Raw genomic sequence first — 17,460 nt, 5'->3', positions numbered from 1 at the left:
AGTAAAAAACTTAGACCATTCCCCAAGTTTTTGTTTGAATTTTTGCCGCTTATTTGAATGACATTTCATAAGTAAATAGTTTAATTTTAGTAGGGCTTGCTTATATTTGACTTCTTTCTAAAACATTGTGAGATATGAAACTGTTTAAATTTTTAGTGCTTTTTATTACCCTTCAAGTTTCTGCCCAACAAGGCGGCATGTGGATTCCGTCCTTGCTTCAGGGGATGAATGAAAATGAAATGCAAAGTCTTGGCAGTAAACTTACGGCTAAGGACATTTATGATGTCAACAATTCGAGTTTAAAGGATGCTATCGGGCATTTTAACGGCGGCTGTACTACAGAAGTTATTTCGCCAAAAGGGTTGATCTTAACCAACCACCATTGCGGATTTGGTCAAATTCAGTCGCATTCTACTTTAGAAAATGATTACTTGAAAAACGGTTTTTGGGCCATGAGCCTTGATGAAGAATTGCCTAATGAAGGTTTGTATGTGGAATTTATCGTCAGGATAGAAGACGTTACCAAACAGGTTTTGGAGGGTGTTACTTCAGATATGACGGACATAGCACAACAATCCAAACGAGGGAGTAACAGTACGGCGATTGAAAAAGCAACGAAGAAAGAAGACTGGCAAGACACAAAAATCAAGGCATTCTACAAGGGCAACCAATATTTTCTTTTCGTTACTGAACGTTATGAAGATATCAGATTGGTAGGTGCGCCACCAACAAGCATAGGGAAATTTGGTAGTGATACTGATAACTGGGTATGGCCACGTCATACTGGCGATTTTTCAATGTTCAGAATTTATGCGGATAAAAATAACCGTCCAGCAGCGTATTCAAAAGATAATATTCCGTTTAAACCAAAACATTTTCTGCCGGTATCTCTAGATGGTATTAGTGAAGATGACTTTACCATGGTTTTTGGTTTTCCGGGCACTACGGACGAATATTTGCCTGCAGTTGCCGTAGCACAAACGGTAGAAAAAATCAACCCAAAAACGATTGCCATAAGAGGAGCCGCTTTAAAAGTGATTGATGCTTATATGAAAACTGATGATCAAATCAGAATTCAATATGCCTCAAAACAAGCACGCATTGCCAACGCATGGAAAAAATGGATTGGTGAGAATTTAGGAATTGAAAAAAGTGGTGCCATCGCCATTAAGAGAGACCAAGAATCTGAATTCACAAAGCAGTTAAAAGCGAAAGGTCTAGAAAACAAATACGGAAAAATTTTACCAGAATTGGAGCGTCTTTACAATGAAATAGAAGCGGTTAACGTAAAGCGTCGTAGTTTTATTGAAGTCTTTTTGAGAACCAATGAGCTTACGCCAATACTTTTCAATCTTTCTCAACTTGAGGGTGCTGCAGCAAATAGCGAAGAAACTTTTGAAAAACAAAGGGATGCCAATGTAGGACGATTGAAAGGCATTTACAAAGACTATAATGCCACCGTAGACAAAGAGGTTTTTGAAGCCGTGATGCCATTGTATACTGATCAGGTAGATGGTTCTATTTATGACAAAACTGCTTTTACAAGTTTGGAAGGCGCTATGAAAATATTGGAAGGCAATTCAAAAGAAGTCATTGAAAAATTAAACAATGATGCAGCCTATCAATACTTAAAACCATTTATAATTGAATTTTATTCTTTTATTGAGCCTCAATTTCAAGAGCTCAATCCGCAAATTAACAGCCTTGAACAACAGTACATGGCTGCTTTAATGGAGGTATTGCCAGAAAGACGTTATTTTCCTGATGCCAACGGCACCTTGCGTGTTACTTATGGTAAGGTAAAAGGCTATAAGCCAAGAGATGCGGTGTATTATGAGCCAATCACTTACTTAGAGGGCGTGATGGAAAAATATGTGCCTGGAGATTATGAGTTTGACGTTCCTGAAAAATTAAAAAAATTATATGCTGAGAAAGATTACGGACAATACGCCAACGCTTCAGGACAATTGCCGGTAAATTTTATCGGGACCAACCATACTACTGGTGGCAACTCCGGAAGTCCTGCAATTGATGCCCACGGAAATTTGGTGGGATTGAATTTTGACCGGGTTTGGGAAGGAACGATGAGTGACATATACTATGATCCTGAAATTAGCAGAAATATTATGGTCGATTTACGCTACGTGCTTTTCATAGTCGATAAATATGCAGGTGCAAAACATTTGATTGATGAGATGAGTTTGGTCCATCCAAAAACCAAGAATAAGAAAAGTAAAAGCAAGAAGCGCGGTTAATTTTGCTCTATTAAAAGAAAACCCTTTCAATTTTTTGGAAGGGTTTTTTTATGAAAATTAGTTTGATCAGGTGTTTTCTCCCGTGGCCATAAACATAAGAATGTCATTAAGGCACCTGTCTAAGTCATTCACAATCTCCTTTGACCAGAACCTGAAAACGGTAAAGCCCATGTCATAAAGCTGCTGATTGACCTGTCTGTCACGTTGCATATTGCGTTCAATTTTAGGGATCCAAAATGCGCGATTGCTTTTGATGCTGTTTTTTCGTTCGTTCCAATTGTAGCCATGCCAAAACTCGCCATCAATAAAAATAGCGAGGTTGTATTTTTTGTATGGAGACGTCCGGTTTTCCAGGTAATTGCTTGCTGTCAATTCTATAGCGTACATTTTTCTGCCACAAGGCTTTCCTAAACAAGAGCTCAGGTTTGGTGTTTTTTCCAGGGATTTTACTCATTATTTTAGAGCGTTTTTTGGTGGTATAGAATCCAGACTCCTCACTAAATCTTGGGACGATTATGTTGGGTTTATCGTAGTTCATGATACTCTCTAAATTAGAGAATATCAAGATTAAAAGGAAGCATTTCCAAAAAAACTTTGGAGTGTTTGTAATTGTTCCTAATGCTTTTATATAATGCAACATTCGCAATAACGATTGCAGCGGCATCCTTTTCTTTTTTTCGAAAAAAAGAAAAGATACAGCGTAAAGCGTGGTGCTTTAGCAATTGCCAAAAAACAAAAAATCCCAAACAGTAACTGCTTGGGATTTATAGTTTGATTCAAAAGATTGCTTCGTTGCGAAAAGCTCCTCGCAATGACGATTCAATTAATAACGATAGTATTCAGGTTTGTAAGGACCGTCAACGGCAACGCCAATATATTCAGCTTGCTCATCACGTAATTCAGTCAGCTCCACCCCAATTTTCTCTAAATGTAATTTGGCTACTTTTTCATCCAAGTGTTTAGGTAACATATACACTTCATTTTGATAAGCGTCTCTGTTGGTCCATAGTTCAATTTGTGCCAAAACTTGATTCGTAAATGAGTTGCTCATTACAAAACTAGGGTGTCCTGTAGCACAACCCAAATTCACCAATCGGCCTTCAGCTAAAATGATGATGTCATTGCCATTCACAGTATATTTATCAACCTGTGGTTTGATTTCCACTTTAGTATCACCAAAGTTTTTGTTCAACCAAGCCATTTCGATTTCGTTATCAAAGTGACCGATGTTACAAACAATAGTTTTGTCCTTCATCATTTCAAAGTGTTTGCCTTGAACGATGTCTTTATTTCCTGTAGTTGTAATTACGATATCAGCAGTGGCGACCACGGTTTCCAATTTCTTAACTTCAAAGCCGTCCATAGCAGCTTGCAATGCACAAATTGGATCAATTTCAGTAACGGTTACAATACTTCCAGCACCTTTAAAGGATGCAGCGGTACCTTTACCAACATCACCATAACCACAAACCACAACACGTCTACCAGCCAACATGATGTCTGTTGCACGACGCACAGCATCTACAGCACTTTCGCGACAGCCGTATTTATTATCAAATTTAGATTTTGTAACAGAGTCATTCACATTGATTGCAGGCATAGACAACGTTCCATTTTTCATACGCTCGTAAAGTCTATGAACACCTGTTGTTGTTTCTTCAGACAAGCCGTTGATACCAGCCATTAATTCTGGATATTTATCAAAAACCATGTTGGTCAAATCACCACCATCATCCAAAATCATGTTTAGTGGTTTTCTGTCTTCACCAAAAAACAAGGTTTGCTCAATACACCATTCAAATTCTTCCTCATTCATCCCTTTCCATGCATACACTGGAATTCCCGCATCTGCAATTGCAGCAGCAGCTTGGTCTTGCGTTGAAAAAATATTACAAGAACTCCAAGTGACTTCAGCACCAAGTGCTTTTAATGTTTCAATCAATACCGCGGTTTGGATGGTCATGTGCAAACAACCAGCAATACGGGCGCCCTTAAGTGGTTGTGAGTTTCCGTATTCTTCACGGAGGCTCATCAATCCTGGCATTTCTGCTTCAGCTAGTTCAATTTCTTTTCTTCCCCAAGCCGCAAGTGACATGTCTTTGACTTTGTAAGGTACGTAAGGCAATGTTTTCGTATTCATCTGTTATTTTTTATTGATTCAATAGACTATCTGCAACTCTGAATTATAATTTTCTAAACACCTGCGGTTGTTTATAGCATACCATAAGTGTATATTTGTTCCTATAATTAATGTTGCGACTGCAAAGATAATTAATAACTTCGAGAAACTTAAATGCCTTTATACAAAACCATTACTCCAAATTCACAAACTACTGTTAAAATCTGGAAGATCACTGAAAGTTACGAAGCGCTAATGCAGCCCATTACTTTGCGGGATGAGAGCATGAAACGCGTGTTGGGTATGAAAAGTGACTTGCACCAACGCGGATTTTTAAGTGTCCGTCATCTGTTGGCTGAATTTGGTTATACCGACGCCGATTTGTTTTATGACTGCAATGGCAAGCCACACCTAAAAGATGGCAAGTATATTTCCATCACCCATTCATTTACCTTTGCTGGAGTTATTGTGAGCGATATCGAAGTTGGGATTGACATTGAGAAACAGCGCGAAAAAATAGGAGTCATTGCCCATAAATTTATAGGCTATGAGTTTGATTATTTAGTGGACACTGCCTGGGATTATATCAATAAACTTACTATTATTTGGTGCATCAAGGAATCTTTATACAAACTGTTCTCAACACCGGGCATGTTGTTTAGGGAGCATTTTTTGGTCATTCCTTTTATGATAACAGATGAAAATACTGTAGCTTGGATTGATTATGAAGACAGAAAATACAGATACAACAGTCATTATTTTGAATTTGAAGGGTTCACCTGTGCCTATGTGATCAGTTAAATGAAGCATATATTTCAAAACATAGAAGCCTCTATTAAACGCGGTGAGAAATTGCTCGCAGTCTTGATTGATCCCGATAAAATGGAACTCGATAGTTTGGCGAATTCTATGGTCAAACTGAATACATCAAGAGCGACGCACGTGTTTGTTGGTGGTAGCACTGTAGACGATTTTAAGACAGATGATTTGATAAAAGCCTTGAAGGGTTTGACCGATCTACCCGTTTTGATTTTCCCTGGAGATGTGTCGCAATTATCATCATATGCTGATGGCTTGCTTTTTTTATCACTTGTATCTGGAAGAAATCCGGAGTACTTAATAGGGAAACAGGTAGAAGCCGTTTCCATTTTAAGGGCTATGGATCTTGAAATTATTCCAACAGGCTATGTATTGATAGAAAACGGCAAGGAAACCGCCGTAGAGCGCGTCACCCAAACACAACCATTAAGCCGAAATAACATTCAGCATATTGTAGATACTGCTAAAGCTTCTGAGCTTTTGGGCATGAGCTGCATTTATTTAGAAGCCGGAAGCGGCGCGATTGAACCGATATCTTCAACCATTATTAAAGCGGTAAAAAAGGAATTACAAATCCCCTTAATTGTTGGCGGCGGAATTTCTTCCAAGCAACAACTCGATAATGCCTATGATGCTGGCGCTGATCTGGTTGTGATTGGAACAGCATTTGAAGTGGATGACGCATTTTTTGATGACATAAAATCCCCAGTTTCCTTTGGACATTTCCCCAAAGGTGAAAAATAAATGGGATAGATAAATACATTTAGAATTAATGTTTAACACATAATAGATGCTTCCCTTTGGGAAGATTGAGATAAGATGAAAATATCAGTAGAACTAACATTAACGCCCTTGCATGATGACTATGAACCCAGCATCATCCATTTGATAAAAAAATTACGTGCTTCAGGGCTTACGGTTTTAGAGAACCCTTTAAGTACTCAGATTTATGGAGATTATGATGAGGTAATGCAGCTCTTGACCACCGAAATTAAGGAAGCGTTCACCCTCATAGAACGTGGGTTGCTGTACATGAAAATCGTCAAATCTGACCGACACGATTATGAGCCACATTTTTGATTTCCTATTCGGGCAATACTCAGGTTACGATACCATTGATATCATTTTAGAAATTGTGGCTGTCATCTTTGGGTTTCTTTCTGTCTGGTACTCAAAGGAAAATAAAATTTGGGTGTTTCCAACCGGTATGATCAGTACAGGAATTTTTGTGTATCTCCTACTAAAATGGGAACTATTGGGAGATATGATGATCAATGCCTATTATTTTATAATGAGTATTTATGGATGGTATATTTGGACTAGAAAAGTAGATGCGACACATGTCACACCAATTTCAAGAACAACCGCTTGGGAACATAAAATGAGTGCCATTATTTTTATAGCCACCCTTGGTTTTGTATTTGCCGTATATCAAACCTTTGACAAATGGACAAGTTGGGTAGCTTACGTAGATACGGTCACTACCGCCATATTTTTTGTGGGCATGTGGCTTATGGCAAGGCGTAAGGTTGAAAATTGGATTTATTGGATTGTTGGAGACCTTATTTCCATTCCCCTTTATTTTTACAAAGGATTTACATTTACGAGCATACAATATTTCGGATTTACATTTATAGCGATTTATGGATATTTAGCATGGAAAAAAAGCTTAAACAACACCCTTCAAACTGCATAAAAGTAGTCTTGTTTGGTCCTGAATCTACCGGAAAAAGCACACTGGCCGCGCAGTTGGCTGAATATTATGATACCGTTTTCGTGCCTGAATACTCTCGGATATATGCTGAATCTCAATTGTTGAGCAATAAATTATTAACCAAAAATGATGTATTGCCAATTGCTGAAGGACAAATGCGATTGGAAAATGAGCAGGCAACAAAAGCAAATAAAGTCCTCATTTGCGACACAGATTTGTTGGAAACCAAAGTCTATTCCGAAGCCTACTACAACGGCGTTTGCGATCCTCTTTTGGAAAAATATGCATTAGAGAACAGCTACGCTCTCTATTTTTTGACTTATATTGATATGCCCTGGGTGGCTGATAATTTAAGGGATAAACCAGATGAACGCATAGCTATGTTTGAAGCTTTTGAAAATGCTCTAAAAATAAATAATAAACCCTATGTTTTGTTAAAAGGATCTATGAAGGAACGCTTTAAAATGGCCATAGATCATATTGATAAACTTTTGAAAATAAAAGCATGAAATTTACAGAAAAAGATATCGAACAAATTGAAAATAAAAGCCTCACTCTGGCAAAGGTGCAGTCTCAACTGCGGATATTTGAATCGGGTTTACCGTTTGTGAATCTCAATTCTGCCGCCACCATTGGTCATGGTGTGGCACGTTGTTCAGACAGTAAAAAAATGCAGTATATTGATTATTTTGATGCCAAGCGAAATGGGGTTTCCATAGCAAAATTTGTTCCTGCTTCTGGTGCAGCCACACGCATGTTCAAATCACTGTTTAGGTTTATTGAGGAGTATATGCCCGAAGAGGAAACCATAAATTCTTTCATCAATAGATATAAAGATGCCGACCTATCCTTGTTTTTTGTGGGCATTGAAAAATTTCCTTTTTATCAAAGAGTTCTTTTGCAACTAAAAGAGTTTCATCCAGAGTATGCAGCCTTGTCTAACGATAAACAAAAATTACTCTTTGCCAAAACGATGTTAGATGAGGATAAAATGAATTACGGATTTTATCCCAAGGGATTATTGCCATTTCATAAGTACAAAAATCACTTATCTACTGCTTTTGAAGAACATCTATTTGAAGCGGCGCTGTATGCATCTACTAAAAACATTGCGTTGTTACATTTTACCATTTCTGAGCGCTATAAAGATGTTTTCGATGAAGAGTTCAAAAGAATCCAAAATATTGTAGAACACAAAACGAACACCAAATTTGAGATATCTTTCTCTTATCAGAAGGAATCGACAGATACTATTGCTGTCTCTCCAACAAATGAACCGTTTAGGGAAGATAATGGGGAATTGACGTTTAGACCATCAGGGCATGGTGCACTTTTAGAAAATTTAAACCAGTTGAATGCAGATGTCATCTTTATAAAAAACATCGACAATGTGGTGGTTTACAAATATGAAAAGGAGGTTGCTGAATACAAAAAAATGCTTGCTGGTATGATGCTTGAAATTCAGGATCAGGTGTTTGAGTATTTGAACCTATTAGAAAATAAAGTAGTGTCAGAAGAAGATATTCAAACTATCGCCGAGTTTTTAGTAGATAAACTTCATGTTGTCATCAGTAACGAATTTGAAAAATATTCCACAAAATACCAAATTGACTATCTGTTTGATAAATTAAACCGACCGATCCGCATTTGTGGGATGGTAAAAAATGAAGGCGAACCAGGAGGGGGACCGTTTTGGGTGAAGGGAGAAAATGGCGAAATTTCCCTTCAAATTATAGAGTCTGCTCAAATCGATTTAGAAAGCAAATCACAAAAGGAAATTCTGAAAAACGCCACCCACTTCAATCCTGTTGATTTGATATGTGGTATCAAGAATTTTAAGGGAGAAGTTTTTGATCTGCAAAAGTTTGTAAATCATAAAACCGCCTTTATCACTATGAAAACCAAGTCGGGAAAAGATTTGAAAGCATTAGAGCTTCCAGGGTTATGGAACGGGAGTATGGCAGGTTGGAACACGATTTTTGTTGAGGTGCCGCTCGTTACGTTCAATCCGGTAAAAACGGTAACGGACTTGTTGAAGCCCACGCATCAGATTAAATAGTCGGCAGTCAGCAGTTGGTAGTTATCGGATAATGGTACGACTTAAGCAAAATATTTAGAAATCTGTGCCAAATGCCGAAAGCTTCCTTTTCTAAGGGAATTCTTGTATAAAATAGGTCTATGAATAAAGACATTTTACAATCTGAATTACAATTTAAGGCCGTTAGAAGCTCTGGTGCTGGGGGCCAGAATGTCAATAAGGTAGCTTCAAAAGTGGAACTTATTTTTGATTTGGAGAACTCGTTAGGTTTGACTGATGATGAAAAAGCATTGTTGAAACAAACTGTTGGAAACCGACTCACAAAAGAGCATGTTCTTTTGTTGCAATGCGAAGAAAGCAGAAGCCAACATAAAAATAAGACCTTGGTGATTCAACGTTTTTTTGATCTCCTTAAACAAGGCCTGATTATTCCGAAAAAGCGCATCCCTACCAAAACGCCTAGGGGAGTCGTCAAAAAACGATCAAAAGCGAAACGGAAAATTTCTGATAAGAAGTCCAATAGAAAGCCGCCTGAGATGGATTGAATTCAGTCTTCAGTCCTCAGTCTTCAGTCTTCAGTGGGCAGGCTTCAGCTAGCTGTCAAAATTCTAAAATCAATATGATGGATTTTTCCATTCAAAGTTTGCATCTGGGCCTCAAAGTTGTTTAAATACTTTTGAGCTCTATTTACACCGCTTATCCTTGGTGAAAAAAAAACTTCAGTTTTCATAAGGCCTTCAAAATTGGAGACCTATAGTATGAGCGTTTGCTTTGCGCCTCTGCGTCTCTGCGAGAGAATTCACAAAGCCCTCCCGAGAGCAATTTTCAACTCCAATAACTTAGATTAAAAAATTATTCATTCTTGCTTTTTAATTCTTAATTGATTCCTATCTTTGCAGCGTTCTCAAAAAAGGGGTGCCTATTAACGGCTGAGATCATACCCAATGAACCTAGAACAGGTAATGCTGTTTAGGGAAACCTGCCTACCGTCAGGCAGGGGCGATAATCGCCAAATTAGTCTTACTCGCGCTTGACTTCCTTTGTACGGAAGCACTTGATGAAACTAAAAACAAACAAATTACTAACAAGAATAATGACCTCTTTTTATTCGATTATAACCTAATCGTATGAAAAATTTATTCAATTCTCAAAAAGTCCTATTCAGGCAAAAATTTCAATTTCCATTTTTTCTTTTACTTTTTTCAGCAATCACTTTTTCAAGTTTTGCACAACAAACTTTTACCGTTTCTGGTACTGTTTCCATTGATGACAATGAACCCGTTCCGGGCGTCAGCGTTCTTTTAAAAGGGACAAGAACTGGCACCCAAACGGATTTGAATGGGAAGTATCAATTGTCACTTCCTGAAGGGCAATACACTTTAGTGTATAGTTATTTGACAAAACCTGTAGAACGATCCTTCGATCTCAACAGCGATCTGGTTTTGAATGTTCAGTTTGATGAAAATCCACAACTTTTGGATGAAGTTCTCGTCAATGCTGTCCGTGTCGATGCCACCTCCCCCATCACCCATTCCAACGTGACAAAAGAACAACTTGCCAAGCGCAATTTAGGTCAGGACATCCCGGTTTTATTGGGTTATTTGCCATCAGTGGTCTCCACTACTGATGCTGGTGCTGGCGTTGGGTACACCTACATTAGGGTAAGAGGGATCAACGCACAATCTACCAATGTGACCATTAACGGAATTCCTTACAATGATGCGGAGTCTCTCGGCACGTTTTGGGTCAATTTGAGTGATTTTGCATCTTCTGTAGAAAGTCTGCAACTGCAGCGTGGTGTTGGGACTTCTGCTAATGGTTCGGGAGCTTTTGGAGCGAGTATCAATGTGCTTACAGATGCCATTTCAGAAGAAGCGAATGGAGAAATTTCCAACAGTTTTGGAAGTTTTAATACCAGAAAGCATACTGTAAAATTCAGCACTGGTAAATTGAATGATCATTTTGAAGTGGCGGGTCGTCTTTCAAATATAAAATCGGATGGGTATGTGGATCGTGCGTCGTCTGATTTGAAATCGTATTTTTTGCAAGCATCTTATGTGGATGATAACACTTTGATAAAGGCCATCACCTTTGGAGGACAGGAGGTCACTTACCAGTCATGGAATGGCCTAGAAGATAAAGATCTTTTGGAAAACGACCGGACTTTCAACACCGCAGGAATGTACACGGATGAAAATGGGGTGACCCAATTTTACGATAAAGAAGTGGACAACTACCGTCAAGATCATTATCAGTTGCATTGGAATGAGCGCTTTTCCAATCAATGGTCCACTAATATCGGATTAAACTATACTAAAGGGAGTGGTTATTTTGAACAGTATAAGGAAGATCAGGATTTTGCTGATTATGATTTGGAAGAACTGGCCATTGGTAGTGAAACCATTACTACTACTGACTTGATTAGACGGAGATGGCTTGATAATAATTTTTACGTTGTCAACGCCAATGCCAACTATAAAGATGACTTGATCGACATGACTTTTGGTGGCTCTTACAGTAATTATGATGGCGATCATTTTGGTGAAATTATCTGGGCGCAATTCCCGAGTAATAGCAACATCAGAGAACATTATTATGAAGGAAATGGAGTAAAGAATGATTTAAGTATGTTCTCCAAAGCGACCTTTAGATTGAATGGCGAAGTAAGTCTTTATGGCGATTTGCAATTGCGTTTGGTAGATTATAAAACTACAGGACTAACGTCTGATAGAGCGCCTTTTAATGTCGATGAGCAATACACATTCTTTAATCCAAAAGCTGGAATTACCTATAAAATGAACGAGGCCAACAACTTTTATTTTTCTTATGCCAGAGCAAACAGAGAGCCAAACAGAGATGATTTTGAAAATAATGAAACTGTAAAACCCGAGCAGCTCAATGATTTTGAATTGGGTTGGAGACATACGGATGAGTCTTTCAAATTCAACGTTAACGCTTATTACATGTTGTATAACGAACAATTGGTGCTGACGGGCAACATTGATAACGTGGGTAATCCTATCCGCACCAATAGCGGAGGTAGTTACCGGTTAGGTTTGGAAATCGAGGCAGCCATTAAACTGAGCAATCAATTTTCAATACAACCAAACTTGACGTTAAGTTCCAATAAGAACGATGTAACGGTCGCCTCTATTGATGGTGAACTGTTGGATTTAGGCAGAACAAACATTTCATTTTCCCCAGAAGTTGTGGCTGCAAATGCTTTAGTTTTTCAGCCAAATGAAAACTTGCAAATGTCTTTGTTGAGCAAGTATGTGGGCGATCAGTATATGGGTAATACAGATTCTGAAGCGTCTAAATTGAAGAGTTATTTTGTGAGTGATTTTAACATCACTTATGAAATTCCAATGAACACTGTTTTTAAGAGCATCGTCTTATCCGGATTGGTAAATAATATTTTTAATAAAAAATATGTTTCCAACGGTTATTATTATACGTATGATGATGATTTTTCGGTTCCTGGAGAAGTGACGACAATTGAAGGTACAGGCTATTATCCGCAGGCAACAACGAATTTTTTAATTGGAGCTACTTTAAAATTTTAATTGGTTATAGTCAGAGAGTTTCCAGACATGGTAACACGATATTCCTTAAGTCCGCAAGGTAATTGTGTCCCAATAGAACCTCCAGTAAATAAACTATAAGTATTGGCGTCATTGCACCCACAAACCGCATTGGCGCCAGTAATTGTAAGTAAGGAGCATGGGCTTTGTTCATGGTTGGGGTCAGCAGCATCCCAAGCGCGGTAACTGCCACCAACATTTGTAACTATAACCCCTTTATTGCCCTGGTTGGCCAAATAGACTGAATTACTGGTAAATTTCAATTGGCTATATTGTGGTAAATTCAAATTGACCGATGCATTTACAGCAGCATTGACTAAAAATTTACAATTCTCATCACTAGTGTTTCTGCTACAGGCTGTTAGGAAAATAAAAGTTATAAATAAAAAAAAGTGTTTCATCAGTTATAAAATTGTGACGCAATTTACAACAATCTCAAAGTTGAAGTAAATAATTTTGTTATATTTGTTTGTTATCTCGTGCGAGCGGGATTTTTTTTATGCTGTTTCCCACAATGGGGTTTCAGCATATTTTATATAGAGTAAAACGAAGGAATTATGAGTAAAGTATCTTATTATACGCCAGAAGGTTTAAAGAAATTGAGAGAAGAGCTAAGTCAATTAAAAGACGTGGAGCGCCCAAAAGCGTCACAAGCTATTGGTGAGGCACGAGATAAGGGCGATTTGAGTGAAAATGCCGAATATGATGCTGCCAAAGAGGCTCAGGGCATGCTGGAAATGAAAATATCAAAACTTGAGGAAAGATTGTCAAATGCGCGTTTAATTGACGAGTCGCAATTGGACAGTACTAAAGCCTTGGTGCTCTCTAAAGTGAAAATCAAAAACCAATCCAATGGGATGGAAATGACCTATACTCTGGTTGCTGATGGTGAAGCAGATTTGGCCTCTGGTAAAATTTCAGTGAATTCTCCTATCGGGAAAGGTCTTTTGGGCAAATCAGTAGGTGAGGTTGCCGATATTCAGGTGCCAAATGGCATTATTAAATTTGACGTCCTCGAAATTTCAAGATAAGTTTTATGTCTGCACAGATAGATATATTTTGAAATAGTTGTAAACTACATTTAAAAACATAACATTCCTGTTCAGATCCATTCTAACAGGAATTTTCTTTTTATATTTAATAACGAATAACGAATAACGGATAACGGATAACGGATAACGGATAACGGATAACGGATAACGGATAACGGATAACGGATAACGGATAACGGATAACGGATAACGGATAACGGATAACGGATAACGGATAACGGATAACGGATAACGGATAACGGATAACGGATAACGGATAACGGATAACGAATAACGAATAGCGAATAACGAATAACGAATAACGAACAACGATTAACGAACAATGAATAACGAGTAAGGAATAAGGAACAACGAATAACGAACAACGAACAACAAATAACGAATGGCTTCTATATTTACAAAAATAGTCAATGGTGAAATTCCATCTTATAAAGTCGCTGAAACAAAGGATTTTTTGGCGTTTTTAGATGTGAATCCCAATACGCAAGGACACACACTCTGCATTCCTAAGATTGAAGTAGACCAACTTTTTGATTTGGATCAGCCCACGTATCTTGGATTAATGGAGTTTTCAAGAAGCGTTGCCATCGCCCTTAAAAAAGCAGTGCCTTGTAAACGTGTAGGAATGTCAGTTATTGGTTTGGAAGTGCCTCACGTACACGTGCATTTGATTCCGCTGCATACTATGGAAGATGCGCGTTTTACAAGTAAAGTAAAATTGAAAAAGGAGGAATTTGAAGCGCTAGCTAAAAAAATATCTGACCGATTATAACTTCAAATTTTTAAAAATTCCCAAAAAGAAAAGCGTTACGACAATTAGTAGCACTGCCAGTAACAGAATTGAAATCCAAGACGCAGTTTTTAATTTAAAGGATGTTGGTTTTGGTGTAGAAGCCCGTTGTTGGTATTCAAAAACTTTTTCAATATCATCCGTCCACCGTGCCGGGAAAATCGAGGTTTCACAAACATTGCAAAATAAGGCGTGAGCGGTTTCTGAGGAAATGGCTCTGTAAAAAGAATTTTCAACAAAGCGTTGTTTAAAGGTCAATTGCAATCCATCTCTAGAGTAACATTCGGGACAATTGTTGTTCAATTCGACCTCCCTTAACGTGAAAAACTTATCTTCCATGGGTCAAATTTACGGAATTAATTTTAATGAAATTTGCATGGTTGTCCCTTTGCCAATTTCTGAGTGTAGCACCTTTATTTTACCATCGTGATAATCTTCCACAATCCGTTTGGCAAGAGAAAGCCCTAAACCCCAACCTCGCTTTTTAGTGGTAAAACCAGGTTCAAATATTTTACTGAACAGACTTTTTGGGAGTCCTTTTCCATAATCAGTAACCGTGATTTTAACCTGTTTGTCGCTTTTAACGATGGTCAATCTTAAGCTGCCCTTTCCTTTCATGGCGTCAATAGCATTCTTTACTAAGTTTTCAATCGTCCAGCTGTATAGCTGCTGATTTAGTGACACATAAATGGGATGCTCTGGCGCATCAATTTCAAAATTGATCAAATTACTGGAGCGTGCTTTTAGATACTCGTAAGACTCTACAGTTTCTTTAACAATATCCACTTTTTTTAGGGTAGGGACGGAGCCTATTTTGCTGAAGCGCTCTGTGATGGTTTGTAAACGCGTGATGTCTTTTTCAATTTCTAACAGATACGAAGGATTGACATCTTCTGACCTCAAAATTTCAGTCCAACCTACCAATGAAGATAAAGGTGTGCCAATTTGATGGGCCGTTTCCTTGGCCATTCCCGTCCAAAGCTTATTTTGTGCTGCAATTTTTGAGCTGCGATAGAAAAAATAGACCACTGCCGCAAAAAGTACAATAATCAACAATAATGCTAACGGATAATATTTCAGTTTGTTTAAAAGTGGCGAGTTTCCATAGTAAATAATGCTTTTTATTTGGTCTTTGTATCTGACTTCTATAGGTTCGTTTTCATTGCTATACTGCTCTATTAATTTGTTTATGTACGCAGTATCCTTGGCTTTTTCTTCATCAATATTGTTCGAGTTAATGGTTCCGTCATCATTTACCCTAATCATGGGAGTGGTCGTGTTGCTTGAAAGTACCTCTGGTATAAGTTCGCCTAGGTCTGATTCTAAATCTATATTCTTATTGAGTTCTTTTTGTGCAAGCGACCAATTTTGCATTTTGATGCGCTCTTCGGCCTTAAAATTCTGGAAAAAAATATAGGTGTTCCATAAAATTAAAGAGATGATGATAAAAGACGAAGCAATAATGATCCACCGTAAAATGTTTCGGTTCATAGTGTAAGACATCAATACATTTGTAATTTTAAATATACCTAAAGAAATCAGCAAATTGAAAATCTTTTAAGCTATAATTTTCAAGGCTTACTTATGTAATGCAATAATGTTGATATTATTGTTTGATTCTTGTTCTAAATCATTTTTATAGGTTTGACAATATGGTTACATTTGCATCTCATAATATATTTTAGATGCTAACATTTGATCCTAAAGACCTCTCTACAGGCAAATTACATGGTTATTTGCTAAGTGCCGTGGCACCGCGCCCAATCGCGTTTGCAAGTACCGTGGATGTGGATGGGAATCCAAATTTATCGCCTTTTAGTTTCTTTAATGTGTTTAGCGCCAATCCGCCAATACTTATTTTTTCGCCAGCAAGACGGGTTAGGGACAACAGCGTGAAACATACCTTGGAAAATGTGGAAGCTACGAGAGAAGTTGTCATAAATGTTGTCAATTATGATTTGGTACACCAAGCCTCGTTGAGCAGTACGGAATACGAAAAGGGCGTCAACGAATTTGACAAAGCTGGCTTGACCATGTTGCAATCAGATCTTGTAAAACCATTCAGGGTGGCAGAATCACCTATCCAAATGGAGTGTAAAGTCAACGAAATTATTAAATTGGGCACCGAAGGCGGTGCAGGTAACTTGGTTATTTGTGAAGTGGTAAAAATTCATATTGCTGAGGAAGTTTTGGATGAGCATCAAATGATCGTTCAAGAAAAACTGGACTTGGTGGCAAGAGCTGGTGGTAATTATTACAACCGTGCTAAAAACGGTTTTTTTGAGATTCCAAAGCCATTACAAACGCTTGGTATTGGTATTGATGCCATGCCAGAAGAGATTAAAAACAGTATGATTTTTACGGGTAATGATTTGGGGATGTTAGGCAATGTGGAAGCCTTGCCGACAGATGAAGCTATTGCAGACTTTGTAAAAAATGTTGGGGAACGTCATGCCGATATTAAAGAAATGAGCCATAGAGAAAAACATAAAATGGCACAGAATTACCTAAGTTATGGGGATGTTGAAAGTGCCTGGAAATTGCTGCTTTCATAAGCGAATCAAGATGATATCCCACATATTTAAAATAAATAATAGAGAATAGTAATAAAGAATAATAAATAACAGTCAAATGGAAGTACAAGGAAAAATCAAAATGATAGGAGACACCCAAACTTTTGGAAGCAATGGGTTCAGAAAAAGAGAAGTGGTAGTGACTACAGAAGAACAATATCCTCAGCACATAATGGTAGAGTTCGTACAAGATAAGACAGATTTGTTAAACAGCTATCAAGTAGGTCAAAATGTTAAAGTGAGCATCAATTTGAGAGGAAGAGAATGGGTAAATCCACAAGGCGAAACTAAATACTTCAACTCTATCCAAGGATGGCGTGTTGAAAGTTTACAAGAAGGTGCCTCTGGCAGCATGCCTCCCGTGGCGCCTACTGAAGCGTTCCAACCAGCAAATGATTTAAATGAGGAAGATCACGACGATCTCCCTTTCTAATTTATTTTTTTGTTTTCGTCTCTCGATTATCGCCTAAGATAAACTCTGACGGGAACCTTATAAAAAACCTCAATGTTTCGAGC

19 protein-coding genes are annotated in these 17,460 nt (G+C 37.9%); 13 read left to right on the top strand and 6 right to left on the bottom strand.

All coding sequences use genetic code 11. The features are described 5' to 3' along the window. Positions 1-134: 134 nt before the first annotated feature. Complete coding sequence (locus A9996_RS15790; protein ID WP_066437271.1) at positions 135-2,255, top strand: S46 family peptidase; 2,121 nt, start codon at positions 135-137, stop codon at positions 2,253-2,255. 66 nt (positions 2,256-2,321) lie between these two features. Here A9996_RS15790 and A9996_RS20880 read toward each other — a convergent pair whose 3' ends face one another. The 3 genes from A9996_RS20880 to ahcY all read right to left on the bottom strand — a co-directional run bounded on the left by A9996_RS20880 (position 2,322) and on the right by ahcY (position 4,395). After that, positions 2,322-2,642, bottom strand: coding sequence for a DUF559 domain-containing protein (locus A9996_RS20880; protein ID WP_282955930.1), 321 nt, complete (start codon positions 2,640-2,642; stop codon positions 2,322-2,324). Continuing rightward, positions 2,557-2,793: a hypothetical protein gene (locus A9996_RS20990; protein ID WP_346210663.1), complete on the bottom strand. Its 237-nt coding sequence runs from the start codon at positions 2,791-2,793 to the stop codon at positions 2,557-2,559. Before A9996_RS20990 ends, A9996_RS20880 begins: the two co-directional genes overlap by 86 nt. Positions 2,794-3,078: 285 nt before the next feature. Beyond that, complete coding sequence (gene ahcY, locus A9996_RS15775; RefSeq protein ID WP_066437260.1) at positions 3,079-4,395, bottom strand: adenosylhomocysteinase; 1,317 nt, start codon at positions 4,393-4,395, stop codon at positions 3,079-3,081. Between the two features lie 153 nt (positions 4,396-4,548). Here ahcY and A9996_RS15770 point away from each other — a divergent pair, with 153 nt between their 5' ends. The 8 genes from A9996_RS15770 to A9996_RS15735 all read left to right on the top strand — a co-directional run bounded on the left by A9996_RS15770 (position 4,549) and on the right by A9996_RS15735 (position 12,511). Beyond that, the gene (locus A9996_RS15770) at positions 4,549-5,175 is read left to right on the top strand and encodes a 4'-phosphopantetheinyl transferase family protein (protein WP_066437255.1); all 627 of its coding nucleotides are present in this window, start codon (positions 4,549-4,551) and stop codon (positions 5,173-5,175) included. Further along, a complete protein-coding gene (locus A9996_RS15765) occupies positions 5,176-5,937 on the top strand; it encodes a phosphoglycerol geranylgeranyltransferase (protein WP_066437251.1) in 762 nt (253 codons plus the stop codon). It abuts the gene before it with no gap. 75 nt (positions 5,938-6,012) lie between these two features. Next, positions 6,013-6,273 (top strand): thiamine-binding protein, encoded by a 261-nt coding sequence (locus A9996_RS15760; RefSeq protein ID WP_066437248.1) that lies wholly within the window; start codon positions 6,013-6,015, stop codon positions 6,271-6,273. After that, a complete protein-coding gene (gene pnuC / locus A9996_RS15755) occupies positions 6,257-6,889 on the top strand; it encodes a nicotinamide riboside transporter PnuC (protein WP_066437246.1) in 633 nt (210 codons plus the stop codon). The genes A9996_RS15760 and pnuC overlap by 17 nt, the downstream gene beginning before the upstream one ends. Then, on the top strand, positions 6,850-7,416 hold the full coding sequence (locus A9996_RS15750) for an AAA family ATPase (RefSeq protein ID WP_066437243.1): 567 nt from the start codon (positions 6,850-6,852) through the stop codon (positions 7,414-7,416). The genes pnuC and A9996_RS15750 overlap by 40 nt, the downstream gene beginning before the upstream one ends. After that, positions 7,413-8,966 carry a DUF4301 family protein gene (locus A9996_RS15745; RefSeq protein WP_066437241.1) on the top strand — a complete coding sequence of 518 codons (1,554 nt, stop codon included), beginning with the start codon at positions 7,413-7,415 and terminating at the stop codon, positions 8,964-8,966. Before A9996_RS15750 ends, A9996_RS15745 begins: the two co-directional genes overlap by 4 nt. Positions 8,967-9,085: 119 nt before the next feature. Continuing rightward, positions 9,086-9,490 carry an alternative ribosome rescue aminoacyl-tRNA hydrolase ArfB gene (arfB, locus tag A9996_RS15740; RefSeq protein ID WP_066437236.1) on the top strand — a complete coding sequence of 135 codons (405 nt, stop codon included), beginning with the start codon at positions 9,086-9,088 and terminating at the stop codon, positions 9,488-9,490. A gap of 582 nt (positions 9,491-10,072) precedes the next feature. Continuing rightward, positions 10,073-12,511, top strand: a complete 2,439-nt coding sequence (locus A9996_RS15735; RefSeq protein WP_083993989.1) for a TonB-dependent receptor — start codon at positions 10,073-10,075, stop codon at positions 12,509-12,511. On the opposite strand, the gene A9996_RS15730 is transcribed toward A9996_RS15735, so the two are convergent. Continuing rightward, a complete protein-coding gene (locus tag A9996_RS15730) occupies positions 12,508-12,930 on the bottom strand; it encodes a Rieske (2Fe-2S) protein (protein WP_066437234.1) in 423 nt (140 codons plus the stop codon). The two genes, A9996_RS15735 and A9996_RS15730, sit on opposite strands and share 4 nt — an antisense overlap. 156 nt (positions 12,931-13,086) lie before the next feature. Between A9996_RS15730 and greA the strand changes: the two genes are divergently transcribed. Together greA and A9996_RS15720 are read left to right on the top strand one after the other, a co-directional pair. Then, positions 13,087-13,560, top strand: coding sequence for a transcription elongation factor GreA (greA, locus tag A9996_RS15725; RefSeq protein WP_066437232.1), 474 nt, complete (start codon positions 13,087-13,089; stop codon positions 13,558-13,560). Between the two features lie 403 nt (positions 13,561-13,963). Beyond that, complete coding sequence (locus tag A9996_RS15720) at positions 13,964-14,353, top strand: HIT family protein (protein ID WP_066437231.1); 390 nt, start codon at positions 13,964-13,966, stop codon at positions 14,351-14,353. Here the strand turns inward: A9996_RS15720 and A9996_RS15715 are convergent. Further along, entirely contained in the window at positions 14,348-14,710 is a 363-nt protein-coding gene (locus A9996_RS15715; protein ID WP_066437228.1) for a hypothetical protein, read from the bottom strand. The two genes, A9996_RS15720 and A9996_RS15715, sit on opposite strands and share 6 nt — an antisense overlap. A gap of 9 nt (positions 14,711-14,719) precedes the next feature. Next, positions 14,720-15,874, bottom strand: coding sequence for a sensor histidine kinase (locus A9996_RS15710; RefSeq protein WP_066437317.1), 1,155 nt, complete (start codon positions 15,872-15,874; stop codon positions 14,720-14,722). Positions 15,875-16,056: 182 nt separating this feature from the next. On the opposite strand from A9996_RS15710, the gene A9996_RS15705 reads away from it, so the two are divergent. Then, complete coding sequence (locus A9996_RS15705; protein WP_066437225.1) at positions 16,057-16,926, top strand: flavin reductase family protein; 870 nt, start codon at positions 16,057-16,059, stop codon at positions 16,924-16,926. Between the two features lie 76 nt (positions 16,927-17,002). Then, positions 17,003-17,377, top strand: a complete 375-nt coding sequence (locus tag A9996_RS15700) for a DUF3127 domain-containing protein (protein WP_066437220.1) — start codon at positions 17,003-17,005, stop codon at positions 17,375-17,377. Positions 17,378-17,460 lie beyond the last annotated feature (83 nt).

Origin of the sequence: Gelidibacter algens, from assembly GCF_001678675.1 — a bacterium.
Taxonomy (GTDB): domain Bacteria; phylum Bacteroidota; class Bacteroidia; order Flavobacteriales; family Flavobacteriaceae; genus Gelidibacter; species Gelidibacter algens.
The sequence above is the reverse complement of the archived record's forward strand: the minus strand, read 5'-3'. Positions and strand labels throughout refer to the sequence as shown.